This is a genomic window from Amycolatopsis australiensis, from assembly GCF_900119165.1.
Classification (GTDB): Bacteria; Actinomycetota; Actinomycetes; order Mycobacteriales; family Pseudonocardiaceae; genus Amycolatopsis; species Amycolatopsis australiensis.
In genome coordinates this window covers 7,842,733-7,866,631 of the sequence record NZ_FPJG01000006.1, presented here as the reverse complement: position 1 = coordinate 7,866,631, position 23,899 = coordinate 7,842,733, and the positions used below count along the sequence as shown (strand labels likewise).

27 protein-coding genes are annotated in these 23,899 nt (G+C 72.9%); 20 read left to right on the top strand and 7 right to left on the bottom strand.

Features of this window, described 5'->3' with window-relative positions; translation table 11 throughout:
- Positions 1–31: 31 nt before the first annotated feature.
- Genes BT341_RS37515 through BT341_RS44920 form a run of 7 tightly spaced genes read left to right on the top strand, consistent with a single transcriptional unit; the run spans position 32 to position 5,637 of the window.
- Positions 32–805 carry a WXG100 family type VII secretion target gene (locus BT341_RS37515; protein WP_072480742.1) on the top strand — a complete coding sequence of 258 codons (774 nt, stop codon included), beginning with the start codon at positions 32–34 and terminating at the stop codon, positions 803–805.
- Positions 806–836: 31 nt separating this feature from the next.
- A complete protein-coding gene (locus BT341_RS37510; protein WP_072480741.1) occupies positions 837–1,904 on the top strand; it encodes a WXG100 family type VII secretion target in 1,068 nt (355 codons plus the stop codon).
- A gap of 3 nt (positions 1,905–1,907) precedes the next feature.
- Positions 1,908–3,272 (top strand): WXG100 family type VII secretion target, encoded by a 1,365-nt coding sequence (locus tag BT341_RS37505; protein WP_072480740.1) that lies wholly within the window; start codon positions 1,908–1,910, stop codon positions 3,270–3,272.
- A complete protein-coding gene (locus tag BT341_RS37500) occupies positions 3,266–3,739 on the top strand; it encodes a hypothetical protein (protein ID WP_072480739.1) in 474 nt (157 codons plus the stop codon). The genes BT341_RS37505 and BT341_RS37500 overlap by 7 nt, the downstream gene beginning before the upstream one ends.
- A complete protein-coding gene (locus BT341_RS37495) occupies positions 3,736–4,056 on the top strand; it encodes a YbaB/EbfC family nucleoid-associated protein (RefSeq protein ID WP_072480738.1) in 321 nt (106 codons plus the stop codon). Before BT341_RS37500 ends, BT341_RS37495 begins: the two co-directional genes overlap by 4 nt.
- Entirely contained in the window at positions 4,056–5,426 is a 1,371-nt protein-coding gene (gene eccD / locus BT341_RS37490) for a type VII secretion integral membrane protein EccD (protein WP_072480737.1), read from the top strand. The genes BT341_RS37495 and eccD overlap by 1 nt, the downstream gene beginning before the upstream one ends.
- Positions 5,427–5,469: 43 nt before the next feature.
- The gene (locus BT341_RS44920; protein WP_218177813.1) at positions 5,470–5,637 is read left to right on the top strand and encodes a hypothetical protein; all 168 of its coding nucleotides are present in this window, start codon (positions 5,470–5,472) and stop codon (positions 5,635–5,637) included.
- On the opposite strand, the gene BT341_RS37485 is transcribed toward BT341_RS44920, so the two are convergent.
- Entirely contained in the window at positions 5,634–6,689 is a 1,056-nt protein-coding gene (locus BT341_RS37485; RefSeq protein WP_072480736.1) for a type VII secretion protein EccE, read from the bottom strand. The genes BT341_RS44920 and BT341_RS37485 overlap by 4 nt on opposite strands.
- A gap of 141 nt (positions 6,690–6,830) precedes the next feature.
- Between BT341_RS37485 and eccB the strand changes: the two genes are divergently transcribed.
- The 3 genes from eccB to BT341_RS37470 are packed head-to-tail and all read left to right on the top strand — an operon-like array spanning position 6,831 to position 9,591.
- Positions 6,831–8,252: a type VII secretion protein EccB gene (eccB, locus tag BT341_RS37480; protein WP_072480735.1), complete on the top strand. Its 1,422-nt coding sequence runs from the start codon at positions 6,831–6,833 to the stop codon at positions 8,250–8,252.
- An 11-nt stretch (positions 8,253–8,263) separates the two neighbouring features.
- On the top strand, positions 8,264–8,959 hold the full coding sequence (locus tag BT341_RS37475; protein WP_245805240.1) for a response regulator transcription factor: 696 nt from the start codon (positions 8,264–8,266) through the stop codon (positions 8,957–8,959).
- 11 nt (positions 8,960–8,970) lie between these two features.
- Positions 8,971–9,591: a response regulator gene (locus BT341_RS37470; RefSeq protein WP_072480733.1), complete on the top strand. Its 621-nt coding sequence runs from the start codon at positions 8,971–8,973 to the stop codon at positions 9,589–9,591.
- Positions 9,592–9,686: 95 nt separating this feature from the next.
- Here the strand turns inward: BT341_RS37470 and BT341_RS37465 are convergent, their stop codons facing one another.
- Positions 9,687–10,481: a carbon-nitrogen hydrolase family protein gene (locus BT341_RS37465; protein ID WP_072482390.1), complete on the bottom strand. Its 795-nt coding sequence runs from the start codon at positions 10,479–10,481 to the stop codon at positions 9,687–9,689.
- An 84-nt stretch (positions 10,482–10,565) separates the two neighbouring features.
- Here BT341_RS37465 and hisD point away from each other — a divergent pair, with 84 nt between their 5' ends.
- Genes hisD through BT341_RS37445 form a run of 5 tightly spaced genes read left to right on the top strand, consistent with a single transcriptional unit; the run spans position 10,566 to position 14,815 of the window.
- The gene (hisD, locus tag BT341_RS37460) at positions 10,566–11,891 is read left to right on the top strand and encodes a histidinol dehydrogenase (RefSeq protein WP_072480732.1); all 1,326 of its coding nucleotides are present in this window, start codon (positions 10,566–10,568) and stop codon (positions 11,889–11,891) included.
- Complete coding sequence (locus BT341_RS37455; protein WP_072480731.1) at positions 11,888–12,988, top strand: histidinol-phosphate transaminase; 1,101 nt, start codon at positions 11,888–11,890, stop codon at positions 12,986–12,988. The genes hisD and BT341_RS37455 overlap by 4 nt, the downstream gene beginning before the upstream one ends.
- The gene (hisB, locus tag BT341_RS37450; protein ID WP_072480730.1) at positions 12,985–13,584 is read left to right on the top strand and encodes an imidazoleglycerol-phosphate dehydratase HisB; all 600 of its coding nucleotides are present in this window, start codon (positions 12,985–12,987) and stop codon (positions 13,582–13,584) included. Before BT341_RS37455 ends, hisB begins: the two co-directional genes overlap by 4 nt.
- Positions 13,581–13,739, top strand: a complete 159-nt coding sequence (locus BT341_RS45760; RefSeq protein ID WP_177328989.1) for a hypothetical protein — start codon at positions 13,581–13,583, stop codon at positions 13,737–13,739. The genes hisB and BT341_RS45760 overlap by 4 nt, the downstream gene beginning before the upstream one ends.
- Before the next feature lie 32 nt (positions 13,740–13,771).
- Positions 13,772–14,815, top strand: a complete 1,044-nt coding sequence (locus tag BT341_RS37445) for a hypothetical protein (protein WP_143168772.1) — start codon at positions 13,772–13,774, stop codon at positions 14,813–14,815.
- On the opposite strand, the gene BT341_RS37440 is transcribed toward BT341_RS37445, so the two are convergent.
- The 3 genes from BT341_RS37440 to BT341_RS37430 all read right to left on the bottom strand — a co-directional run bounded on the left by BT341_RS37440 (position 14,715) and on the right by BT341_RS37430 (position 18,756).
- Positions 14,715–16,133, bottom strand: coding sequence for a caspase family protein (locus BT341_RS37440; protein ID WP_072480728.1), 1,419 nt, complete (start codon positions 16,131–16,133; stop codon positions 14,715–14,717). The two genes, BT341_RS37445 and BT341_RS37440, sit on opposite strands and share 101 nt — an antisense overlap.
- Positions 16,133–16,483: an effector-associated constant component EACC1 gene (locus tag BT341_RS37435; RefSeq protein WP_072480727.1), complete on the bottom strand. Its 351-nt coding sequence runs from the start codon at positions 16,481–16,483 to the stop codon at positions 16,133–16,135. The genes BT341_RS37440 and BT341_RS37435 overlap by 1 nt, the downstream gene beginning before the upstream one ends.
- Positions 16,484–16,572: 89 nt before the next feature.
- The gene (locus BT341_RS37430; RefSeq protein WP_072480726.1) at positions 16,573–18,756 is read right to left on the bottom strand and encodes an MMPL family transporter; all 2,184 of its coding nucleotides are present in this window, start codon (positions 18,754–18,756) and stop codon (positions 16,573–16,575) included.
- 205 nt (positions 18,757–18,961) lie between these two features.
- Here BT341_RS37430 and BT341_RS37425 point away from each other — a divergent pair, with 205 nt between their 5' ends.
- Both BT341_RS37425 and BT341_RS37420 read left to right on the top strand, forming a co-directional pair.
- A complete protein-coding gene (locus BT341_RS37425; protein WP_072480725.1) occupies positions 18,962–19,549 on the top strand; it encodes a TetR/AcrR family transcriptional regulator in 588 nt (195 codons plus the stop codon).
- Between the two features lie 446 nt (positions 19,550–19,995).
- Positions 19,996–20,787 (top strand): hypothetical protein, encoded by a 792-nt coding sequence (locus BT341_RS37420; RefSeq protein ID WP_143168771.1) that lies wholly within the window; start codon positions 19,996–19,998, stop codon positions 20,785–20,787.
- 12 nt (positions 20,788–20,799) lie between these two features.
- Here BT341_RS37420 and soxR read toward each other — a convergent pair whose 3' ends face one another.
- Positions 20,800–21,261, bottom strand: a complete 462-nt coding sequence (gene soxR / locus BT341_RS37415; protein ID WP_072480723.1) for a redox-sensitive transcriptional activator SoxR — start codon at positions 21,259–21,261, stop codon at positions 20,800–20,802.
- Positions 21,262–21,314: 53 nt separating this feature from the next.
- Between soxR and BT341_RS37410 the strand changes: the two genes are divergently transcribed.
- Positions 21,315–22,004 carry a thiamine pyrophosphate-dependent enzyme gene (locus tag BT341_RS37410; RefSeq protein WP_072480722.1) on the top strand — a complete coding sequence of 230 codons (690 nt, stop codon included), beginning with the start codon at positions 21,315–21,317 and terminating at the stop codon, positions 22,002–22,004.
- A gap of 6 nt (positions 22,005–22,010) precedes the next feature.
- A complete protein-coding gene (locus BT341_RS37405) occupies positions 22,011–22,898 on the top strand; it encodes a transketolase family protein (protein ID WP_072480721.1) in 888 nt (295 codons plus the stop codon).
- Here BT341_RS37405 and BT341_RS37400 read toward each other — a convergent pair.
- Positions 22,876–23,301 (bottom strand): hypothetical protein, encoded by a 426-nt coding sequence (locus BT341_RS37400; protein ID WP_143168770.1) that lies wholly within the window; start codon positions 23,299–23,301, stop codon positions 22,876–22,878. The two genes, BT341_RS37405 and BT341_RS37400, sit on opposite strands and share 23 nt — an antisense overlap.
- Here BT341_RS37400 and BT341_RS37395 point away from each other — a divergent pair.
- Positions 23,284–23,664 carry a hypothetical protein gene (locus BT341_RS37395; protein WP_143168769.1) on the top strand — a complete coding sequence of 127 codons (381 nt, stop codon included), beginning with the start codon at positions 23,284–23,286 and terminating at the stop codon, positions 23,662–23,664. The genes BT341_RS37400 and BT341_RS37395 overlap by 18 nt on opposite strands.
- Positions 23,665–23,899 lie beyond the last annotated feature (235 nt).

Genomic DNA, 23,899 nt, shown 5'->3' with positions numbered 1-23,899 from the left:
GAGCAGCCACCCGCGAAGGGCAAGGAGAGCCATGGCCGGCGAGTACCGGGCGGAGCCCGAGGCGATGCGCGCGTGCGTCGGGAACGTCGGCGGCGTCATCGCCCACGGCATCAACGCCGTGGCCGACCTGGAACGGCTCGTCGTGCCGCCGATGTCGTTCGCGAGCTTCGGCAGCGCCGTCGCCGCGGCGAACGCCGCGCTGCACTCGACCCAGGTCACCGCCGTCCGCACCCTCCTGCAGCTGCTGCAGCAGATCAACGGGCTGGTCAAGGCGAGCGCCGACGCCTACCAGGCGGCCGACCGGGACATCGCCGCCGGCTACGGCGGCGGGCACGGCCCGGCGAGCACCGCGTCCTCGATCTGGGGCAGCTCCCACGCCTCCGAGCTGGCCACCCTGGCCATCAACGACAGCGCGGGCGCCCACGGCGAGCCGTCGTCGGTCGGCAACGTGCTGCGCTACCTGGGCGACGCGCGGCTCGGCAGGCTCGGCGACCACCCGATCACCGACACGCGCTTCCACGGTGTCGCCGACTTCAACGACTGGCTGGCCGGGGACGCCGACAACCAGGCGCGGGTCGGGCTGATCGAGGTCTACGCCGGCACCGCCCGCACCTTCTCCGACGTTCCCGGCGGGGTGCACAGCGGTGACGTCGTGGTCGTGGAGCCGCTGCTGTTCCCCGACCGCCAGCCGGTCATCGGCGTCGCCGGTGACGGCGGCCGCCTGTACAACCACGGGCTCCTCGACGCCCGCATCAGCGGGCTGGCGAAGGTCAGCGTGTACCGGCCCGCGTCCGTCGTCGCCTGATCGTCCGCTCCTTGAACCCCTGCGAGGTCCGATGCTGACTTTCCCGAACTCCAGCGCGATGGACGCGACCGCGTCCTCGGGCGGGCCGATCACCATCCTGCCGCAGATCGTCACCGGCCGGCCGGAGCAGATCGCGAAGCACGTGGTGGACCTGGTGCACAAGGCCGAGCAGTTCCTCGGCATGTACAACGAGCTGACGAAGGCCGCCGACCAGCTCGGCCGGATCTGGTCCGGCGCGGCGAGCGAGTCGGCGCTGAAGAAGATCGGCGAGTCGCTCGACCAGCTCACGAAGATCATCGACGTCGTGCAGAAGGGCGCCGAGCTGCTCGGCGTCTCCGGCACGCTGATCAGGACCGCGCAGGAGGCCTACCGCGCGGTGGTCTCGGCGGTGAACCCGACGGTCGCCGCGCTGATGTCGAACTGGTGGACCTACGGCGCGGCGGTCGCTTTGTCGACCGCGACGAGCGCGTCGCTGCGGGCGTTCATCACGTCGATCGGCGCGCTGCTCAAGGCGCTCGGCGCGGTCGACCTCGCCCAGCAGGTGACGACGCTCGCGCAGGTCGTCGGCGAGATCGAGAAGCTCTTCCACCACGGCTCCGGCGGCTCCGGCGGCTCCGGCGGCTCGGGCGCGACGACGCCGTCGATCGGGAACACCCCCGTCACGGCGCCCCAGGCCCCGGCGCCGGTGGCGAGCCCGTCGGGACAGCACGAGGTGGCGGGCGGGAGCGGCGGGGGGATCCCGCAGCAGCCGTCGTTCACCGACTACACCCCGCCCGCGCTCGCCGGCGGCGGCGGTTCCGGCGGTGGCACGGCGGTGTCCGGCAACGGCACCCCGCTGTACCCGGCGAACAGCTGGATCGCCGTGGACCCGGCGCCGAGTGGTGCGGCCGTGCCGGCGCAGCCGTCTCCGGTGAGCCAGCCCGCGCCGGTCGCCCAGCCGGTGCACAGCGCCGACGAAGTCGTCATCCACACCGACCTCACCACCGGCGAGTCCACTGTGGAGGCGCCCGGCGGCCGGGACTTCGACCTCGACATCGCCCTGGACTACAACGGCAAGCACTTCAGCCAGCACGTCGGCTACGACGCGGCCGGGAACTAGCCGATGCGGGGCTCGGGGGTGGTCGACGCGTCGGGGGTGGTCAGCTCGGTGCTGTCCGGCTACCGGCGCGTCCTGGCCGAGTGCCGGCGGCGGGTCACCGGTGACCCGGGTGCGCTGAGTGCCGCGTCGCAGCGGGTCGCCGCCCAGGCCTCGACGGTCTCGCGCGAGGCGGACGAGATCGGCGAGTCGGCGAAGAACCTGCACGCGGACTGGGACGGCGACGCCTGCACCGCGTTCGCGGCCGCGGCCGGAAAGCTCGGCGAAGAACTCGCCGACGCCGCCGCCGAACTCGGCGACCAGGCGAACCGGCTGTCGATCGCGGCTCGGCTGGTGCAGTCGGCCGAAGCCGCGGTCGACTCGGTCATCGCGCAGTTCGACCAGTACGCCGCGCAGCTCACCGCCCAGGCCCGCGCGGTGAACTCCGCTTCGGTCGGCGCGTTCATCCAGGCCGCGCGGCAGCTCGGCGAGCAGAGCGCCGAAGCCGCCCGCGAGGTCGTCGACGAGTTCTCCGACGCCCTCGCCGAGCTGTTCCCGCCCGAAGGCGTCGGCCGGCTGGAGCACGAGCTGGGCAAGTGGGCCCGCGGCCCGCTGCACTGGCTCAACGGCGAACCCCTCGACGGGCGCAAGCGGCCGCGGACCGTGCCGTCGTGGTTCGGCAACTCCGGCTGGAAGAAGCTCACCTGGGACGGCCTCGAAGGCACGCGCGCGCCGAAGAAGGCCGACACGCCCTTCGGGCAGCCGGAACCCGAAGGCGTCAAGCAGAAACTGGCCCGCAACACCGAGATCACCTACTACAAGTTCCAGCACGACCAGGACGGCTGGTCGCCGGAGTACGACGGCAAGATCACGTCGAAGGGCTGGGACGCCGGCGCGTCGGGGCACGCCGAGCTGGCGGCCTTCCACGGCGAGCTCGAAGCCAAGAAGGAGTGGGGTGTCGCCGAAGCACACGCCAACGGCACGGCGTTCGCCGGCGGCGAGGTCAGCGCGTCCGGCACCATCGGCGCCCACGGCTTCGGCGGGCACGTGAACGCCTTCGCGGGCGGGAAGGTCGAGGGCGAGGTCGCCGCAGACGTCGCGGGCATCGGCGTCGGCGCGAACGGCACCCTCCAGTACGGCCTCGGCGCGCAGCTGGACGCCCAGGCCGTCTACGACGCCGGCCACATCAAGGTCAACTTCAAGGCCGGCGCGGCACTCGGTCTCGGGCTGGGGGTCGGCGCGAAGATCGACATCGACCTGCCCAAGCTCGGCCACACGATCGGCGAGTACGGCGGCGCGGCCGTCGACGTGGTCGGCCACGCGGCTTCCGACGCGGCCGAGGCCGTCGCCTCGGCCTGGGACGACGCCGTCGCGTATGTGGGGTCGTGGTGACGCTTCCCCTGGACTTCGTCATCCCGGACGGGTGGACCGCGGTCCGCCCCGGCGACTCGGGCGCGGTGTTCGTCGCCGTGCACCCGGTGCCGGGCGAGGAGTTCACGCCCAACATCACGGTCAGCGTGCAGCAGCGGCCCGACGACGCGTCGATCGACACGATCGCCGCCGAAGCCGTCGAACGCCTTTCGCGCACGCTGGCCGGGCTCGACGTGCTGAGCCGCCGCGACGTCGGCGAGCCCGCCGCGCCCGGTGTGACGCAGCTGCTGCGCCTGCGTACCGGCGAAGGCACCGAGCTGATCCAGACCCAGGTGCACCTGACGGTCCCCGGCGCGACGCCGGACGACCGGCTGGTGCTCGAGCTCGCCTGCACGGCCGCGCCCGCGGCCGCGCGCCGGCTCGCCCCCGGTTTCCAGCGGTTCGTCGGCAGTGTCCGCGTCCGCCAGCACGAAGGGAAAGCACAGTGACCGATCCGTACGCGGTGCCGGACATGGACGAGCTGCTCGCGCAGGTGCGCAAGCAGACCGAGGAGGTCCAGCGGATCCAGCGCACGGTCGAGGCGATGGAGATCAAGGCGCACTCGCGGCAGAACGAGGTCACCGTCACCCTCCGCGGCGACGGCCGGTTCACCTCGGTCGACATCGACCCCCGCGCGATCCGCGAGTACGACGCCCGCAACCTCTCGGAGATCGTCCTCGAGGCGGTCAACGCCGGGCTGCAGAAGCTCGCCGAGGCGTCGAGCGCCAAGTTCGCCCCGGTGATCGCGGCCGCGAAAGACGTGTGATGACGGCGTCGCTCACGGGGACGACCCGCCGGGTCACGGTGGTCACGCCACGGGCCCGCGTCGACGTCGCCCTGCCGCAGCAGTCGACGTTCGCCGAGCTGGTCCCGCAGCTGGTCCGGCTGGCCGGCGCCGCCGGGCAGGCGTCGGCGGAGCACCCGGGCTGGGTGCTGTCCCGGCTCGGCGGGGCACCGCTCGCGCTGGGGCTCAGCGTCGCGGCCGCCCAGATCCGCGACGGCGAAGTGCTGCACCTGACCCCGCGGGAGCGCCCGCGGGGGCCGCTGCTGTTCGACGACGTCGTCGACTCGATCGCCAGTGTCGCGGACACTTCCGGTGGCTGGGGCCCGTCGGTGGCCCGCCGGTCCGGGCTGCTCGCCGCGGTGGTGCTGCTGCTGGCCGGCGGGCTGCTGGTGCAGGCGGCCGCGTCCGGCAGCGTGCTGGCCCCGATCGGGACCGGGCTGCTGGCCCTGGTGCTGCTGCTCGGCGGCGGCGCGCTGAGCCGCGCCTACGGTGACGCCGAAGCGGGCGCGGCCGGTTCGCTGGCCGGGGTCGGCGTCGCGCTGCTGGCCGGGATGTCCGTGCTGCCACCGCATCCGCTGTTCTCGCTGTCGGCCGGGCCGCTGGCCGCGGGATTCGCGGCGGTGACGGTGTACGGCGTGCTGGCGGCGGTCTCGGTGGCCGACCGCCTGCCGTGGTTCGTGGCGATCACCGGCGCGGCGGGCTTCGGCGCGGTGACGACGGGCGTGGTGCTGCTGGCCGGCGTCCGCCCGGTCTCGGCGGCGGCGGTCGTCGCGGTGCTCGCCACGGCGCTGGCGGCCGTCGCGCCGATGCTCGCACTGCGCCTGGCCCGGCTGCCGCTGCCGCGGGTGCCGGACGACATGGCGGCGTTCCGCGCGGACGAGCAGCCGTCGCTGGGCACCGAGATGATCGGCCGGACGTCCCGGGCGCAGGCGGTGCTGACGGGCCTGCTGGTGGCGCTGGGCCTGGTGGTGCTGGCTTCTTCGATCGTGCTGTCGTCCGGTGGCCCGTGGGAAGCGGGCCTGGCCGGGCTGCTCGGACTGGCGTGGGTTCTCCGCTCCCGTTCGTACGCGGGGAAAGCGCAACGCCTGGTGCTGGTCGGCTTCGGCGTCGCGGCACTCGGCTGCGCCGGCGGGTGGCTGGTCGCTTCGGGCGACCGGACGGCGGTCTTCGCGGCGGGCTGCGCGGTCGTCGTGGCGGCGGTGCTCTGCCTGGCCTACTCGACGCGGGTGGCGCGCGGGCGGCGGTCCCCGTACTGGTCGAGGCTGCTGGACGTCTCGGAGTTCCTGGTGCTGCTGGCGCTGGTCCCGTTCGTCGGCATGATCGCAGGGGTGTACGAAGCCGTCCGCGGCTGAAAACGAGTGGTGCGGCCGGGCGGGCCGGAGCTGGCTTCCCGCCGTGGCCATCACGACCGTCTGGTCCACCACCAAGACGATGACCGCGTTGTGCGCACTGGTCCTGGCCGACGACCGCGGGCAAGGAAACCTGGCGGTGCGGCACCTGCTCGGGCACACCGCGCGGGCTGGGCAAGTGGTGCTGGCCGCCTACGCCGGGGTCACGCGCTAGGCGTCCAGGGCCAGCGGAAGGGTCTTGCGGACCGCGGCGCCGTGCCGGCCGTGCAGGGGCACGACCGGGATCCCCGGCGGCGGGACGGCGGCACCGGGACGAGCCCCGACCCGGATGGTCACCTCGTCCTTCTCGCGCCCGCCCGGTGTCCGGGTCAGCGTGTACGACGTCGCCGTGAACGCCGCTCCCGGTACCGAAAAGTCCAGTAGCCGGCCCGACCGCGGGGTGAAGCAGCGCTGCGTCGCGTCGCCCCACACCCAGGACTTCCAGCGGTCCGGCGGGGCCTCCGCGGTGCCTTGGACGCCCAGCGCGACCCGCAGCTCCTTCGCCAGCTCGCCGGCCTCCAGCACCGTGCTCTGGTAGCCGGCCTCGGCCAGCGCGCCCATCAGGCTCAGCGCCGCCGACGCCGTGCTGCGCAACGCGCCGAGGTCGCCGCCGCCGCGGGCCAGCGCCGCGACCGGCGCCAGGTCCGGCCGGTAGCGCACCGCCAGCCAGCGCACCCGCAGCACCTGCTCGCCGCGCGGGATCGCCCAGGTCAGCAGCTGCGCCGACGCCAGCGGGATGTCCGGACGGCGGTAGGCGGCCCGCAGGATGTCGACCAGCGCCGCCGGTCCCGGCGCACCGGGCCCCGGGGTCAGCCGCACGATCGCGCTCCAGCCGCCGCCGACCTCGGCGACGCCGAACCGGTTGCCGGCGCGGTCGACGTGCTGGCGCACCTTGACGGGCCCGGCCACGCACAGCAGCGGGTCCGGGCTGTCGCGGCGCGTGTCGTGGCGGCGCAGCCGGTACGCCGTCCAGGTCAGCGCCCAGCCCGCCAGGTGCCGCCCGGCGAAGCGGACCGACGTCAGCAGCACCACCAGCCCGGCGGCCACGCTGACCCCGATCCGCAGCGGCTGCGTGACCCCGCTAGCCGTCCACGCGAGCAGCACGGCGATGCCCGCGAGCTCCCACAGCGCGGCCTGCAGCGGCCGGACCGGGAGCAGCCAGGGCAGCGGCGCGCTCGGGCGCCGGGACGGTGCCGGGCGGACGGCCCCGGCGGTTTCGACGGACACGGGCTCCCCTTTCCCCGGCCCGCGACGCTACTGCCTCCCCAGATGCCGCGTGGGCGTAAAAATTACCCTCGCCGCCCCGCAGCCGGGTGCTTAGCATCGGCGGCTCGGAGGGACGACGCACACAGCCGGGGGAACAGCAGCGTGTGGACGCAGCGGGACCAGATCCAGGCGTACCAGTTCCTCCGCCGCAGGCTCGTCTCGGCGCTCGTCGCCGCCGACGCCAACCACCCCGTCTCGCCCAGCCGCCGTCTCGTGCTCGGGACGGTGCTGGGGCTCGTGGCCGCGCTGCTCGTCACCGCCGTCTTCGGCATCGTCGGCCTGCTGAACCCCGCCGGCGGCAAGGACTGGCTGGCCGGCGGCAAGGTGATCGTCGAGGAGGGCACCGGCGCGCGGTTCGTGCTCGGCGCCGACGGCGTGCTGCACCCGGTGCTCAACTACGCCTCCGCGCGGCTGCTGGCCGGCGGCAACGGCGACGCGACCGTGCCGGTTTCCCCGGAGAACCTCGGCAAGGCCGGCCGCGGCACCCCGATCGGCATCCCGGGTGCGCCCGACTCGGTGCCCGCCGCGGGCGCGCTGGTGACCACCCAGTGGACGAGCTGCAGCCGCACCACCCAGGACGCGCCCGCGTCGGCCGAGCCGCGCACCGCCGTCCTGCTGGCCGCGCCGGCGTCCGGTGTCGAGCTGCCGCGCGACCAGGGCGTGATCGTGCGGCTGCCGCAGGGCGAGCGCTTCCTGCTCACCGGCGGCCGCCGGCACCGGCTCAGCGACGAGGCGGCGGCCGCGCTGCAGTTCGACAGCTACCCGACGATCGCGGTGTCCGCGCGGTGGATCGACACCGTTCCCGCCGGGCGGGACCTGACGGCCCTGCCGGTGGACGGCGCCGGCGACCGGGGTCCCGCGGTGGGCGGGCGCGCCACCCGCGTCGGCGAAGTCCTCGCCGTGGTGGACGCGATGGCCGCGCCCGGCTCCGCGACGTCGTACTACCTCGTCCGCCGCGACGGCCTCGAACCGGTCGGGCAGACCGAAGCGAGCCTCCTGGTCACGACGCGGGCCAACGCGGCCGCCTACTCCGGGACGCCGGCGCCGGTGGAGGTCCGCGCGGCCGACGTCGCCGCCGTGCCGAAGGCCGCCGCGCCGCGGGCCGGCGGCGCCGATCCCGCGGCCTTCCCGGACCGCATCCCCGGCAAGGCCCCGATCACCGGCAACTCCGTCGCGCTGTGCGCGCAGGGCGGCCGGTTGCTCGTTTCGGCCGAATTCCCGCTTCCCGCCGGTGCCAGGGCCATCCAGGTCGCCACCCGCACCGAAGCACGGGTGGCGGACGAGGTGTACGTGCCGCCGTCGGGGGGAGCCGTCGTCGTCGAATCCGGTTCGGCCACCACCTGGCTGGTGACCGACACCGGCCGGAAGTACCCGGTGGTGACCGCGCAGGCACTGGCCTCGCTCGGATACGGAAGCGTGGCCAAGTCGCCGGTCACCGGTAGTTTGCTGGCAATGGTGCCGACGGGCCCCGCGCTGGACCCGGCCACAGCCGGGCGGCCGGCTCCGTCGGGTGGAACGGGGTGAAAGTCGTGCACATGACACAAGAGCGCTCGGCCGGGGACGGCCTGGACTCCGGCCGGATCCGGGTCGCGGTGATCGAAGACCACCCGCTGTACCGCGTGTCCGTGGAGCGGGTGCTGGCCGAAGCCGACTTCGTCGAACTCGGCGCGGTGGTCGACTCGGTCGCGCGGTTCCACGTCCACCGGCAGCCACCGGGCAGCGTGGTGCTGCTCGACCTCGGGTTGCCCGGCGTCGCTGGGGCGGCGGCGGTGCTGGAGGTCTGCGAGCTCGGGCACCACGTGCTGGTCGTGTCCGCGCAGGCGGAGCCCGAGGTCGTGCTGGGGGCGATCGCGGCGGGCGCCCGCGGGTTCCTCTCGAAGGACGTCGACGCGGACGAGCTGCTGATCGCGATCAAGACGGTCGCCGACGGCGGCGCGTACGTCTCGGCCGTCGTCGCCGGGATGATCATGAAGGACAACGCGGACCGGCCGGCGGTCTCGGCGGACGTCGAGCTGTCGCCGCGCGAGGAGCAGGTGCTGCGGCTGGTCGCGGCGGGGGAGCGGGACGTCGACATCGCGCTGATCCTCGGCATCGGCGTCCGGACGGTCCGCGGCTACCTCGACCGCATCCGCGACAAGACGGGCGAGCGGCGCCGCCCGGGCCTGGTCAAGGAGGCCATCCGGCGCGGCCTGATCGGCGGCTCCGGGCCGCGGCGCGGCGGCCGCAAGTGAGCGCACCGCGGATGATCCAGGTCGGCGTGATCGAGGACCACCCGCTCTACCGGTACGCGCTCACGCGCGTGCTCACCGAAGCCCCGGACATCGAGCTGGGCGCGGTCGCCGACTCCGTGGCCCGGTTCGCGGTGCAGGACCAGCCGGCGGGCAGCGTCGTGGTCCTCGACCTCAAGCTGCGCGGCGTCCAGGACGCGGCCGCGGTCCTGGAGGTGGGGCACATGGGGCACAAGGTGCTGGTGGTGTCGGCGCACGCGGAACAGCCGGAGGTGCTGGGCGCGATGCAGGCGGGCGCGAAGGGCTTCCTGTCGAAGGACGTCGACGGCGACGAGCTGCTGCGCGCGATCCGCACGATCGCCGACGACAACGCGTACGTCTCGCCGACGCTGGCCGGGATGATCATCCAGGACAGCGAAGAGCGCCACGCGGGACCGAAGATCGTGCTGTCGGAGCGGGAGAGGCAGGTGCTCCGGCTGGTGGCGGCGGGGGAGCGGGACGTCGACGTGGCGGAGATCCTCAACATCAGCGTCCGGACGGTCCGGTCCTACCTGGACCGCATCCGCGACAAGACGGGCGAGCGCCGCCGGGCGGGCTTCGTCCGGGTGGCGATCCGCGAAGGCCTGCTCCGCTAGCCAGACCCAAGCGCCCCAATGCGGCCTTCGGTGCGTCAGACGCACCGAAGGCCGCCTTGGGTGCGTCAGACGCAACCAAGGCCGCATTGGGGCGCTTACAGCCGGCGGTTGGCCAGGGCGCCGGTGGCCGCGCGGGCCTGGGCCGACACCGCCGGGTCCACGTCCGCCAGCAGCATCTCCGGTTGCGCTCCCGCCGCCGCGACCACCCGGCCGAAGCCGTCGGCGGCCAGCGAGTGGCCGATGCCCGTCGGGGCCTTCGGGTTGACCGTGATGCCCGTCGCCGCCGGGTCGGCCTGGCCGCAGGCCAGCACCCAGCAGCCCGAGTCGAGGGCCCGCGCCCGCACCAGCACCTCCCACTGCTCGCGCTTGCCCGCCCCGGCACCCCAGGACGCCGGCAGCAGCACGACGTCGGCGCCGTCGTCGGCCAGCGCGCGGAACAGCTCCGGGAACCGCACGTCGTAGCACGTCGCCACGCCGTAGACGACACCGTCCAGCTCGAACGTGGTCACCGAGGTACCCGGCGCCACCGTGTCGGACTCGGCGAAGCCGAACGCGTCGTAGAGGTGGATCTTGTCGTAGCCGAGGTGCTGGCCGGCGCCGGTGACCAGCAGCGTGTTGTGCACCCGCCCGCCGTCCGCCGGGGTGAACATCCCGGCCACGACCAGCACGTCGTGCTCCGCGGCGAGCGACGCCACCGCCGACGCCCACGGCCCGTCGATGGCTTCCGCGACCGGGGCGAGGGGACGGCCGAAGCGGGCCATCGCCGCCTCCGGGAACACGACGATCCGCGCGCCGCCCGCCACCGCGGCCTCCACGCCGGAGCGAATCAGCTTCAGGTTCGCCTCCGGTTCGTCACCCGAGTTGACCTGGCACAACGCGATTCGCGGCACCGCTGCCTCCTGCATGCTGGGATCGGCCGTCATCGGGGAGTATCGCCGACGGGTGCCTCAGTGTGACCTCGTACCCTTGAGGGCATGTTGAACCGCACCGACCTGCGTGGGCAGGTCCCGACCGCCGCCGAACTGCGCGCCACGCTCCCTCGCGCCGAATACGACGTGGACGCGGCGCTGCATCACGTGCGCCCGGTGGTCGAGGCGGTCCGTGACCGCGGTGTCGAAGCCGTCCTCGAGTACACCGAGAAGTTCGACAAGGTCCGCCCGGGCGCCGTGCGCGTGCCGCGGGCCGAGCTGACGCAGGCCCTCGAGCGGCTGGACCCGGCCGTGCGCGCCGCGCTGGAGGAGTCGATCACGCGCGCCCGGAAGGTCCACGCCGAGCAGCGCCGGACCGACGTCACGACCACGGTCGTCGAGGGCGGCACGGTCACCGAGAAGTGGGTTCCGGTCGAGCGCGTCGGGCTGTACGCGCCGGGCGGGCTGGCCGTCTACCCGTCGACCGTCGTGATGAACGTCGTCCCGGCGCAGATCGCCGGCGTCGGCTCGCTGGTCGTGTGCTCGCCGCCGCAGGCCGCGTTCGGCGGGCTGCCGCACCCCACCATCCTCGCCGCGGCCGAGCTGCTCGGCGTCGACGAGGTGTGGGCGGTCGGCGGCGCGCAGGCCGTCGCGCTGCTCGCCTACGGCGGCACGGACACCGACGGCACCGAGCTCGCCCCGGTCGACATCGTCACCGGGCCCGGCAACATCTACCTCACCGCGGCCAAACGGCTCCTGCGCGGCCTGATCGGCATCGACGCCGAAGCCGGGCCGACCGAGATCGCCATCCTCGCCGACGAGAGCGCCGACCCGGTGCACGTCGCGGCCGACCTCATCAGCCAGGCCGAGCACGACCCGCTGGCCGCGAGCGTCCTGGTCACGACATCCGAGCAGCTGGCCGACGCCGTCGACAACGAGCTGGTGAACCGCGTCGCGGCGACCAAGCACACCGAGCGCGTCGCCGAAGCCTTGGGCGGCAAGCAGTCCGGCGTCATCCTGGTGTCCACTGTGGATGACGGCTTGCGCGTCGTCGACGCCTACGCCGCCGAACACCTGGAGATCCAGACGGCGAACGCCCGCGAGGTCGCCGCCCGGGTCCGCAACGCGGGCGCGATCTTCGTCGGCGCGTACGCCCCGGTTTCGCTCGGCGACTACTGCGCCGGCTCCAACCACGTGCTGCCCACCGGCGGGTTCGCCCGCCACTCCTCGGGCCTGTCGGTGCAGAGCTTCCTCAAGGGCATCCACGTCGTGGACTACACCGAGGAGGCGCTGCGCGAGGTCGCCGGCCGCGTCGTCGCGCTGGCCAACGCCGAGGACCTGCCCGCGCACGGCGAAGCCGTCACCGCGCGCTTCGGAGGCGAGGACCGATGACCATCGGCGAAGAGATCACCCTGGACGCGCTGCCGCTGCGCGAGGACCTGCGCGGCAAGTCGCCCTACGGCGCGCCGCAGCTGGACGTCCCGGTCCGGCTGAACACCAACGAAAACCCCTACCCGCCGCCGCCGGAGCTGGTCGCCGACGTGGCCGAGGCCGTCCGCGCGGAGGCCGCCGAGCTGCACCGCTACCCGGACCGCGACGCCGTGGCGCTGCGCCAGGACCTGGCCGACTACCTGAGCGTGTCGACGCGGGTGGTGCTGTCGGAGGCGAACGTCTGGGCCGCCAACGGGTCCAACGAGGTCCTGCAGCAGATCCTGCAGGCCTTCGGCGGGCCCGGGCGCACCGCGCTGGGGTTCGAGCCGTCGTATTCGATGCACCCGATCATCGCGTCCGGCACGCGCACCGAGTGGCTCCCGGCCCCGCGCCGCGCGGACTTCACCCTGGACACGGCCGCGGCCGCCGAGGTGATCGCGCAGCGGCGTCCGGACGTCGTGTTCGTCACCAGCCCGAACAACCCGACCGGCGGCTCGATCCCGCTCGCCGAGCTGCGCGCGGTCCTGGACGCGGCCACCGGGATCGTCGTGGTGGACGAGGCGTACGCGGAGTTCTCGTCCCAGCCCAGCGCGGTGGGGCTGCTGGCGGACTACCCGGCGCGGCTGATCGTGTCGCGCACGATGAGCAAGGCGTTCGCGTTCGCCGGCGGCAGGCTCGGCTACCTGGCGGCGGCCCCCGCCGTCGTCGACGCGCTGCAGCTGGTGCGGCTGCCGTACCACCTTTCGCGGCTGACGCAGGCGGCCGCGCGGGCGGCGCTGCGGCACGCCGACGCCACTTTGGCCAGCGTGCACAAGCTGGCCGCCGAACGCGACCGCGTCGTGGAAGCGCTGGCCGGGCTGGGTTACGACCCGGTGCCGAGCGACTCGAATTTCGTCCTCTTCGGACGGTTCAGCGACCCGCACGCCGCCTGGCAGTCCTATCTGGACAAGGGGGTGCTGATCCGCGAGCCGGGCATCGAAGGGCACCTGCGCGTCAGCATCGGCACCCCGGAGGAGAACGACGCCTTCCTCGAGGCGAGTAAGGAAGTTTCCCGATGAGCCGTATCGGCAAGGTCGAACGGACCACCAAGGAGTCGTCGATCTCCGTCCAGCTGGACCTCGACGGCACGGGGGAGGTCGAGATCTCGACCGGTGTCCCGTTCTACGACCACATGCTGACGGCGTTCGGCGTGCACGGCTCGCTGGACCTCAAGGTCGAGGCGGCCGGCGACGTCCACATCGACGCCCACCACACGGTCGAGGACACGGCGATCGTGCTGGGCCAGGCGATCCGCCAGGCACTGGGCGACAAGAGCGGCATCCGCCGGTTCGGCGACGCGTGGATCCCGATGGACGAAACCCTGGCCCACGCGGCGATCGACGTCTCGGGGCGGCCCTACTGCGTGCACGTCGGCGAGCCGGAGCAGTTCAACGCGTTCACGATCGGCGGCAACTACCCGTTCGTGCTGACCCGGCACGTGTTCGACTCGCTGGCGTTCCACGCGCAGATCGCGCTGCACGTCCGGGTGATCCACGGCCGCGACCCGCACCACATCGCGGAGGCGGAGTACAAGGCGGTGGCGCGGGCGTTGCGCGCGGCGACGGAGCCGGACCCGCGCGCGGGCGGCATCCCGTCGACGAAGGGCGTGCTGTGAGCAACGGAGTCGTCGGCGTGCTCCTGCTCGCCCTCGGCGGGTTCCTCGTGGGCGGTGTCTACTCGACCTGGAAGACGGCCAGGTTCATGGCCGTGGTGCTCGGCGTCGCGGCACTGCTCGCCCTCGCCGGCGCCGCTTTCTGGTTCTTCAGCTAGCGCGGAGCGTCTCAGCGGTACGATGACCGACCGTGGGCCGAGCCGGACTTCTCGTGATCATCCTGGGTGTCGCCGGGTTGCTGGCGCACCTGGTCGTCACCGTTCCGCCGCAGAGCGCGCCGGTGGTCACGGGCAGTTCGTGGGCCGCGATCGGCATCGGCCTCGTGCTGCTGCTGACGGCGCTCGCGCAACACGGCTACGGCTACGGGGTCTTCGTGCTGGCCCTCGGGGTCGGCGCGGTGGTGGCCCACCAGGTGACGCACTTCGACGGCCGGATACACGCTCCCCAGCCGCTGTTCGGCATCGTGGTGGCGTCGCTGGTCGGCGTCGGCGCGATCGCCGTGTCCTTCGCCGATGGCGGGGACGAGGCGATCGTCAGATTGCCGTTCTTCGCAGTGGCTTCGCTGCTCGCTGACATCTTCGTCGACTTCGGTTCCGGCTGGGACAGCCTGATGAACGTGAGCACGGCGTTCTTCGCCGTCGCGTCCGTCGCCACCCCGGCAGTGATCTTCGTGGCTGACGGCCTCTCGGACGTGGAGTCCCTGGCGGACCACTACCGGACCCGGTTGCTGCTGGCGGCGGGCGCGGGGGCCGGCGTGGCCGCGGTGCTGATCACCATCCTGGCGTCGTTCGACCTGCCGTCGTTCGTCGGCGTCCTGCTGACGTCGGCGGCGGTGCTCGGCGGCTACCTGGTCGTCCCGCTTCTCGCGTTCCTGCTGCTCTACTCGCTCGTCGGCCGCGAGACGTGGGACGCTGTGCCCGATCAGGTGGTCGCCGACGCCGTCGGCAGCGAACAGGCTCGCTCGGCGGTCGGTGCGCTGGCGGCCGGCCTCGCCGCCGTGGCGGCGCTGGTCACGGCGATCTTCGGGGGACTGGCGGACTGGCTGGTGATCGTTCTCGGGGCCGGGGCGGCCGGGGCGGCCGCGGTCGCGGTCCGCTGGGGGATGCGGGCGCTCACCGCACTGGTTTTCGCGATCAAGTCGGGGGCCCGGCCGGGCCGGATCGCCCGGGTGCTGGACGAGCTGCTCCGGTCCGACCCGGTGTTCCGCCTGCTGCCTGGCGCAGGAAAGTCCTGACCTCGGCGATCAGCGCGGGAGCGGCCCGCAGGTCGCGGAGCATGCCTTGCGCGATCCACTCCGCCTCCTCGCGGTGGCCGAGGCCGGCGAGTTCCCGGATCGCCTGGATGCGCAGGGGCGTGGGCAGTTCGGCCGCGGCGAGCAGCATCGCCATGGCGATGCCCCAGAGCTGCCTGGCTTCGACGTCCGTCACCTCCGCGCCGTCCGGCGCCAGCTCGCCGACGTCCCACTGGTCGGTTTCCCACGCCCGGCCACTGGCCAGGTCCTGCCGCAAGTGCTTGACCGCGGCGACGGCCCGCGCGACGTCGGGCACTTCAAGGCGGCGCATGGCTTGCTCGGCGAAGAAGTTTTCGCCCGCTCCCGCCAGTTCGGACACGAACCGCAGCCGGGCCAGCACGGGCCAGGTGCCCTCCGATGCGGCCATCGCCAGCGCGGTCGTCCTGGTGCCGCCGCGGGGAAAGCCACTCACGAAGGCGTCGGCTTCGGCGATGGTGTGCAGCTGCGGCCCGGGCCGGACCGGTGGTGGTGCCACCGGGGGCGGCGGGCTCGCGGCCGGGAGGACCAGCTTCTCCGCCGGCGCGTGGGCGCGGTTGCGGACCAACGCGAACTCGCTGACCGAGTCGCTGTGCACGATTTTCGGCTCGGGGTGCTCGCGTCGGCGCATCCGGCGGCGAAGCTCCCGGTAGACCGCGGACAGCGAGAGCAAGGCCCCCTCGCCCGGCACGCCTTCCCGCAGCACCGTGATCAGCTCGCCCGAGAACACGGTGTGCCGCTCGCCCTCGACGAACAGGGAAGCGAGGTGGCGGGGCGCCGAGGCGAGGCCGCACGTGCCCGTCGTCTCGATCTGCTCGAGCACCCCGGCGGCCTCGTTCGCCATGGCCTGGCCGAAGGCGCGGCCGGAGTAACAGCAGTCCACGATGAAGATCTTGATCTTGGCGTCGCTCTGGTTGACGGCCCGGCGCAGCATCCCGGCGCGCAGCGAGCGGTACTCCTTCTCGGCCTCGATCGTGTCGCTCGTGGCCAGCAGGAGTTCACCGTCGACGTCGACCAGTCCGTGGCCGACGTAGTAGACGACCAGGACGTCCTCGGCGGTGCGGCACCAGCGCGCGATTTCCAGCCCCGCGTCGTCCTTGTGCCGGGGGTTGACCATCGTGCGGACGTGGTCCGGGAGGAACCCGCCGAGCCCGGGGTCGGCGAGCACGGTGGCGAGGTCCTCGACGTTCGCTCTCGCCTGGGTGATCTCGGCCAGCTCCGGATCGTCGTACTGGGCGGCGCCGATCAGGATCGCCTTGGATTTCTCGGGGTCGGCCCGGCGCATTATTCCTCGCCGAGCTGCTTGGCCAAGGCCACCGCGGTGTTTTCGAGCTCCTTGACGGCTGTCCGGTGCACGCGTTCCCCTTTCAGGGAAACGGTTTTGCCGCCCGCCTTGACCGTGATGTCGACCTTCATGCCGCGCGTCTTGAGGTAGGCGACGAGCGAGGTGGTCATCGCGGTGAAACCGCTGGTGAGCACCAATGACACGGTGTCGAGCGCCGAGCCCATGGTGCCCTCGCCGGCGGAGTGGCCTTCCAGGCGTGCTTTTCCCGGGAAATCTTCCTCGAGCCAGCGCAGCAAGCCGAGCGCGTCGTCTTCACCCTCGACCGTGATCAAAAACTTCGTCCCCGTCACAACGGGAAGTGTAGTGGGGTTCCGGCGAAACCGGATGAGCCCGGCCGTCACGCGGTTGCCCGGTGACGGCCGGGCAGTGGACGACCGGCTCAGCGGCCCGCGCCGACCAGTTCCCGGCGGTCGTCGTCGAGGTGCTTGGTGAGCTTCTCGCCCTCGACGTCGACGTCCGGCAGGATCCGGTCCAGCCACTTCGGCAGCCACCAGGCACCGCGGCCCAGCAGGGACATCACCGCCGGCACCAGCGTCATCCGGACCACGAACGCGTCCACCAGCACGCCGAACGCCAGCGCGAACCCGATCGACTGGATCAGCGTCGACTCCGCGAGCACGAACCCGGCGAACACGCTGATCATGATCAGCGCCGCCGCGACGACCACCCGCGCGCCGTGGCGGAAGCCGGTGACCATCGCCTCCTGCGGCTGCGCGCCGTGGACGTGCTCCTCGCGCATCCGCGTCACCAGGAAGACCTGGTAGTCCATCGCGAGTCCGAACAGGACACCGATCAGCAGGATCGGCAGCATGCTCATGATCGGGCCGGTCGAGGAGACGCCGAGCACGTCGGTCAGCCAGCCCCACTGGAACACCGCGACCACCGCGCCGAACGTCGCGGCGACCGAGCCGAGGAACCCGATCGTCGCCTTCAGCGGCACCACGACCGAGCGGAACACCAGCATCAGCAGCACGAACGCCAGCCCGACGATGAGCGCCAGGTACGGCAGCATCGCGTCGGACAGTTTTTCCGAGACGTCGATGTTCGCCGCGGTCTGCCCGGTGACGGCCAGCTTCGCGCCGGTCGCGTTCTCCAGCGCACCGGACTGCGCGCGGATCGCGGCCACCAGGTCTTCGGTCCGGGTGCTGCTCGGGCCGCTCTTCGGGATCACGGACAGCAGCGCCGTGTCGCCGGCCTGGTTGACGCGCGGCGGCGTCACGGCGGCGACGTCGGGCAGCTTCGCGATGTCGGAGGCGGCCTGGCCGAGCGCGACCTGCCGGTTGGTGCTCGCACCGGTGTCGACGACGACCAGCAGCGGCCCGTTCGCACCCTCGCCGAAGCTGCGGCTGACGATCTCGTACGCCTTGTGCTGCGTCGACTCCGGGGCGGCCGTGCTGTCGTTGGGCAGGCCGAGCTGCATCCCGAGCGCGGGCAGCGCGACGACGGCCATCCCGGCCAGCGCGACCAGCAGCACCGGCAGCCGGTGGCGGGCGACGAACCGCGCCCAGCGTTCGCCGTGCGTCGTTTCGACCGGCTTGCGGCGCAGCCGGATGCGGCCGCCGGCGACCCGGCGCCCGGCGAAGCCGAGGACGGCGGGCAGCAGCGTCAGGGCGATGAGCACGGCGATCGCGACGGTCACCGCGGCGGCGATGCCCATCTGGCCGAGGAACGGGATGCCGACGACGGTCAGGCCGGCCAGCGCGATGATGACGGTCAGCCCGGCGAACACGACGGCGGAGCCGGCGGTGCCCGCGGCGCGTCCGGCGGCCTCTTCGGGGTCGCGACCCAGGCTCAGCTCGTGGCGGTAGCGCGACACGATGAACAGCGCGTAGTCGATGCCGACGGCCAGCCCGATCATCAGCGCCAGGATCGGCGTGTTCGAGTTGAGCTCGAGGAAGCGGGAGGCGAGGAAGATCCCGCCCATGCCGGTGCCGACCCCGATCAGGGCCGTCAGCAGCGGGATGCCGGCCGCGACGAGCGAGTCGAAGGTGATGATCAGCACGACGGCGGCGACCGCGACGCCGAGGCCTTCGGTGGCGCCGGTCTCCGGGATGCCCTGCACGGCGTCGCCGCCGAACTCGACGGTGAAGCCGGCGTCGCGGGCCGCGTTCGCGGTGTTCAGCAGCGCCTGGCGGTCTTCGTCGGTCAGCTCGTACGCCTTCGCTCCGTAACTGACCTGGGCGAGAGCGACGCGCTGATCGGGTGAGATCGACCGCATCTGGAACGGGTCGGCGACGACGGCGACCTTCGGCGCGGTCTTCAGCCTGCCGACCATGGCTTCGACGGCTGCCTTGCCGTTCGCGTCGGTGATCGTGGTGCCGGCCGGCGCCTCGAGCACGACGCGCGCGGTGGCGCCCCCCGCGTTGGCCTGCGGAAACTTCTCGGTCAGCTGGTCGATCGCCCGCTGCGACTCGGTGCCGGGGATCGAGACCGAGTTCGACAGCTGGCCGGACAGCGTGAGGGCGCCCAGGCCGAGCGCCACGAGAACGGCCGCCCAGACGGCGGCGACGAGCGCTCGCCGCCGGAAGGACAACCGGCCCAGCCGGTACAGGAAGGTCGCCACGAGTCAGCTCCGTTTCGCCCGAACGGGGTCCGTTCACCCCATCTGGTTAGACGCCACGCTAGCCGATCGGCAAGGGCGGCTCCAAGCCGATCGGCAAGTATGTGACTTGCCGAACAGCAAGGTTTATCCCAGCCGATCGGCAAGTGCGCGGTTTGCCGATCGACAGGGAGTGACGTACGCTCCGACGGCTCGACGAGGAGGAAGAATGACCGCCGGCCCGGCCGAGGACACCCGGACGCGACTGCTGCAGACCGCGCTGCGCCTGTTCACCGAACACGGCGTCGAGGGCACGTCGCTGCAGATGATCGCCGACGCGCTCGGGATCACGAAGGCGGCGGTGTACTACCACTTCAAGACGAAGGCGGAGATCACCGAGGCGGTGGCCGAGCCGGGCGTGCGGGACCTGGACGAGCTGGTGCTGCGCGCGGCGGCGCAGAAGCGCCGGGGCGCGCAGGTGGACCTGCTGCTGGAGGGGTTCGTCGACCTGGTGATCCGGCACCGGGCGCTGGTGGCGCTGTTCTCGAGCGACCCGGGCCTCATCCGCGCGATCGAGAAGTCGGCACACGGCGGCATGGAGGGCTTCGGCCGCGCGCTGCTGGGCATCCTGGCGGGCCCGGACCCGGACCCGACGGCGCGAGTGAACGCGATGGTGACGTTGACGGGCATCGCCATGGCGGGCGGCTCGCCGGACCTGGCGGGCCTGAGCGACGAGGAGCTGCGGACGGAGCTGCTCGACGTGGGCCGCCGCCTGCTGGGCCGCCCCCGGCGCCGGACCCCGGTCCCCGCTCCCTGACGGCTCTCGCGCCGGATCGCGCGAGATGCCCCGCAGATCGCGGGAGACGCCTGCCCGCCCGATCACGCGTGATGCCCCGCAGGCACGCGAGTCATGCCCCGGCGCGCGGGTCGTGCCCGGCGGCGCGGGTCGTGCCCGGCGGCGCGGGTCGTGCCCGGCGGCGCGGGTCGTGCCCGGCGGCGCGGGTCGTGCCCTGGCGCGCGGGTCGTGCCCGGCAGGCGCGAGCCATGTCCCGCAGGCACGCGAGTCGTGCCCCGGCGCGCGAGTCGTGCCCTGCTGGCGCGAGTCGTGCCCGGCACGTCGAGTCATGCCCCGCAGGCATGCGAGTCCCGGTTCCCATCGCGCGAGTTCCGCTTTCGAGCGCCGGTGATGCCTGTCGCGCGGCCGCGAACCACCCCCACCGCACCTTTCATCGATTTTTCATCGTCCGGCGCGACCATGCCGGGATGCGGCGAACCGGTGCATGGGTGGGCGGCGCCACCGCGATGGCGTGTGCGGCCATGGCGGTGGCGCTCGCGCGCTCGAATCTCGAACAGCTGTCGTGGATCGCCGGGGCCGGGTCGTTCGTCACCGGCGTCGCGTCGCTGACCCTTGCCCTCGTGCTCGCCGTTCCCGCACGGCACCGAACCCGGCAGGCCCCGTCCGCCTCGGATGGCCTGGGCCCCACCGTCGTCCTGCTGAGCACGTCGTCCTCGCGGATCCGGCACCGGACGGCCGGTGCCGTCGCCGGCGTTGTCTGGGCGGTCGCGCTGATGGCCGGTGCCGCGCTCGTCGGCTACCTCTGCGGCCAGCCCCTCGCCGACGTGCGCGAACTGGGCGCACTCGACCCGCGGCTGCTGCTGATCCTGTTCGTCATGTTCGCCCTGACCGGTTTCGCCGACGCGCACCGGGACGGCAAGGACGAACTCGTCCTCGACGCCGAGGGCATGACCGTCGCCGACCGGCGGCGGCTCGCTCTCCGGGACCTCACCTTCCGGCTGTGCTGGCCGCAGCTCGACTGCGTCGCCCTGCGGGCGCACTCGCGCCACGGCGGGCTGCACGTCGCGGTGCGCTTCACCACGCGGTTCACCGCCACCGGCCGGGTCGCGGACCTCGTCGCCAAGCAGCAGCTGTCCCGGGACGGCGCGTGGCACGTCGTGCTCGAACTGCCGCCGGAGGATCTCGACGTCGTCAAGAGAGCGCTGGCACGCCACGCCGGCGGCAAGTTCCGTGACGAACTCTCCCAGCCGACTTCGTGACAGCCGTGAAGCTCAGATGCCGCCTTCGACCGCCGGGCGCAGCTTGCTCGCTCCGGGGCCGAAGCGCGCCAACTCGTCGTCGTTGTTGTAGAGCGCGCAGCTGCGCAGCGACAGGCACCCGCAGCCGACGCAGCCGGTCAGCCGGTCGCGAAGCCGTTGCAGGGCGTCGATCCGCGCGTCCAGCTCGTGCTGCCAGTCGCGTGACAGGCGCGCCCAGTCCGCCTTCGTGGGGGCGTGGTCGGCCGGGAGCGTCGCCAGCGCCGAGCTGATGTCCTCCAGGGAAAGCCCGACCCGTTGCGCGGCGCGGATGAACGCGATGCGCCGCAGCACCGAACGCGGGTAGCGGCGCTGGTTGCCCGCCGACCGCTCCGAGCTGATCAGTCCCTTTTCCTCGTAGAACCGCAGTGCCGTGTGCGGCACCCCGCTGCGGTCCGCCACCTGTCCGATGCTGAGATGTTCAGCGAGCCTCGTCACGAGCTCAGGCTATCCTTGACTTCGAGTTTAGTCGAGGTTGCATCGTCGGAACCATGACCACTGCGACCGAAGCGGGCTACGCCGACCTGCCGCGCCTGATCTCGCTGATGACCGGCGACGACAAGCACCACGCCGCCGCCGAGTCCACTGTGGACGTGCTGTGGGTGCTGTACGACCGCGTGCTCGACGTCACGCCCGCCACCTTCCGGAACCCCGGCCGCGACCGGTTCCTGCTGTCCAAAGGGCACGGTCCGATGGCGTACTACGCCGTGCTGACTGTGAAAGGCTTCCTTGACGAAGCCGAGCTGCCGACGTGGTCCGACGCGCTTTCGCGGCTCGGCCACCACCCGGACCGGCGGCGGATCCCCGGCGTCGAGATCTCCAGCGGCTCCCTCGGGCACGGCCTGCCGATCGCGCTCGGCACCGCGCTGGGCCTGCGCGCCCGCGGGCTGCCGGCCAAGGTCGTGACGCTGGTCGGCGACGCCGAGCTGGACGAGGGTTCCAACCACGAAGCCATCGTCGTCGCCGCGCGGTCCGGGCTCGGCAACCTCACGACCGTGGTGATCGACAACCAGTCGTCGACGCACGGCTGGCCGGGCGGGATCGCGCGCCGCTTCGACGTCGAAGGCTGGGAGACGCGCACGGTGTCCGGCCGCGACCACGACGCGCTGTACGACGCTTTCACGACCGCCCACCCCGGCCGGCCACTGGCCGTGGTCGCCGTCGTCGAACCGAAAGGCTGAACCGGCATGATGCGGGAAACGTTCCTCGCCACGACCGAGGAGATCCTGGACGCCGACCCGGACGTGGCGGTCGTCCTGGCCGACATTTCGGCGGCCCAGCTGGCCGGCGCCGCGCGGCGGCACCCGGACCGGGTGATCAACGTGGGGATCCGCGAGCAGCTGCTGGTCAGCGCGGGCGCGGGCCTGGCGCTGGCCGGGCTGCGGCCGATCGTGCACACGTTCCCGTCGTTCCTGGTGGAGCGCGCGTTCGAGCAGATCAAGCTGGACTTCTCGCACCAGGACGTCGGCGGGGTGCTCGTGTCGTACGGGGCGTCGTACGACATGTCGACGGAGGGCCGCACGCACCAGTCGCCCGGCGACGTGGCGCTGATCGATTCGCTGCCGGGCTGGACGGTCCACGTCCCGGGGCACGCGGACGAGGCGCGCCGCCTGCTGCTGGAGTCGATCCCCGGCGACGGCCGGGTCTACCTGCGGCTTTCGGCGCAGTCGAACGCGTCGCCGCACCTGGGTGTCGGCTTCACGCGGCTGCGGTGGGGGTCCGCCGGGGTGGTCGTGGCGGTCGGTCCGGTGCTGGACCGGGTGCTGCGGGCGACGGCGGGAATGGACGTGACGGTGTTGTACGCGTCGACGATCCGGCCGTTCGACGCCGCCGGCCTGCGCTCGGCGGTGCTGGCGGCTGCGGCGTCGGTGGTGCTCGTGGAGCCGTACCTGGCGGGGACTTCGGCGTTCTGGGCGGCGGAGGCACTGGCGGATCTGCCGCACCGGCTGAAGTCGCTGGGCGTGCGGCGGGACGCGGAGGTGCGGACGTACGGCGGGATCGCGGACCACGACCTGGCACACGGACTGGACGCCGGCTCGCTGCGGTTGTCGATCAGGGAGTTCCTGGGGGAGTAGGCGCGGGCGCCGGTTTCCGGTAGAAGGACGCCGACGCGTTCCCCCGCCGGCAGCCGCATGGGTCTTCGTTGGTACGCCGTTCATCCGCCGTGTCCCGCGGCCGTGCGACGTTCAGGCTTTCGTACAGGGCGAACCGGTTCAGGTCGATCACCGTCTTGACGGCCGTGGTGTATTCGTCCGCCGCGGCCACCGCGCCGCGGTAGGCGAGATACGACAACGCGTAGGGCGCCAGGGCGACGAGCAACCACCAGCCGTCGGTGACCAGGCAGGCCACCGCTTCCAGCGCGCCGAGCAGCGAAACGACGCACAGGCGAACGGAAGTGTCCATCCGCTGGCGGGTGTCGCGCAGGTACTGCACGTGCTTGTCCGCGGCGACCAGCGCGAAATGGGGCGCTGTCAGCATCGCGTCGAGACCGTACTGGCTGCCGGCGCGGTCTTCTTCGCGGCGCAACGTGTTTCCCAGCCGGGTGGGCATGATCCGGTCGAGCTCGGGGTACCGCTCGGCGGCGTGATGGGCGGCTTCGCCGGCGGCCAGCAGGCCACCGAGTCCGTTGCCGTCGGGCCAATGCAGGACGAGCCGTTCCCGCGCTTCGGCGGATTTGCCCGCCAGGCGGGCCGGGTCCGCGCGCTCGATCCTGCGGATCGTCTCGTCGATCCGTTGCGCGAGCCGCTCGTCCAGCTTCGCCGCGGCTTCTCGGTGGTTTGCAGGCGTCGGCGGTGGTGCCGGATGCGCAGCTCCAGCAGTACGCGCGCCACGCGCGAGTAACCCCAGTAACCTTCGGCACCTGTGTCATCGCGAACTGCAGCGGATGCACGAACAGCCCCGCCGCCAAGCTCGCCGGCAGCAGCCAGGCGACGCCCGCGATCGACCGGCTCCCGATCCACTCCGGATGCGGGGTGCCCTGCCAGGCTCCGCCGGTCGCCAACTCGGCCGACCACAGCACCAGGAAAAGCGCCGGCACCATGCTGACGAGCCTGAAATACCGGCCGACACGGCTGCC

What these genes read in the sequence shown, in the direction of transcription:
- BT341_RS37515 (WP_072480742.1), top strand. Translation starts at nt 32, where the DNA reads ATGGCCGGCGAGTACCGGGCGGAGCCCGAGGCGATGCGCGCGTGCGTC.
- BT341_RS37510 (WP_072480741.1), top strand. Translation starts at nt 837, where the DNA reads ATGCTGACTTTCCCGAACTCCAGCGCGATGGACGCGACCGCGTCCTCG.
- BT341_RS37505 (WP_072480740.1), top strand. Translation starts at nt 1,908, where the DNA reads ATGCGGGGCTCGGGGGTGGTCGACGCGTCGGGGGTGGTCAGCTCGGTG.
- eccD (WP_072480737.1), top strand. Translation starts at nt 4,056, where the DNA reads ATGACGGCGTCGCTCACGGGGACGACCCGCCGGGTCACGGTGGTCACG.
- BT341_RS37475 (WP_245805240.1), top strand. Translation starts at nt 8,264, where the DNA reads ATGACACAAGAGCGCTCGGCCGGGGACGGCCTGGACTCCGGCCGGATC.
- BT341_RS37470 (WP_072480733.1), top strand. Translation starts at nt 8,971, where the DNA reads ATGATCCAGGTCGGCGTGATCGAGGACCACCCGCTCTACCGGTACGCG.
- hisD (WP_072480732.1), top strand. Translation starts at nt 10,566, where the DNA reads ATGTTGAACCGCACCGACCTGCGTGGGCAGGTCCCGACCGCCGCCGAA.
- BT341_RS37455 (WP_072480731.1), top strand. Translation starts at nt 11,888, where the DNA reads ATGACCATCGGCGAAGAGATCACCCTGGACGCGCTGCCGCTGCGCGAG.
- hisB (WP_072480730.1), top strand. Translation starts at nt 12,985, where the DNA reads ATGAGCCGTATCGGCAAGGTCGAACGGACCACCAAGGAGTCGTCGATC.
- BT341_RS37440 (WP_072480728.1), bottom strand. Translation starts at nt 16,133, where the DNA reads ATGCGCCGGGCCGACCCCGAGAAATCCAAGGCGATCCTGATCGGCGCC.
- BT341_RS37425 (WP_072480725.1), top strand. Translation starts at nt 18,962, where the DNA reads ATGACCGCCGGCCCGGCCGAGGACACCCGGACGCGACTGCTGCAGACC.
- BT341_RS37420 (WP_143168771.1), top strand. Translation starts at nt 19,996, where the DNA reads ATGCGGCGAACCGGTGCATGGGTGGGCGGCGCCACCGCGATGGCGTGT.
- BT341_RS37410 (WP_072480722.1), top strand. Translation starts at nt 21,315, where the DNA reads ATGACCACTGCGACCGAAGCGGGCTACGCCGACCTGCCGCGCCTGATC.
- BT341_RS37405 (WP_072480721.1), top strand. Translation starts at nt 22,011, where the DNA reads ATGATGCGGGAAACGTTCCTCGCCACGACCGAGGAGATCCTGGACGCC.
- BT341_RS37395 (WP_143168769.1), top strand. Translation starts at nt 23,284, where the DNA reads ATGGGGCGCTGTCAGCATCGCGTCGAGACCGTACTGGCTGCCGGCGCG.
- BT341_RS37400 (WP_143168770.1), bottom strand. Translation starts at nt 23,301, where the DNA reads ATGCTGACAGCGCCCCATTTCGCGCTGGTCGCCGCGGACAAGCACGTG.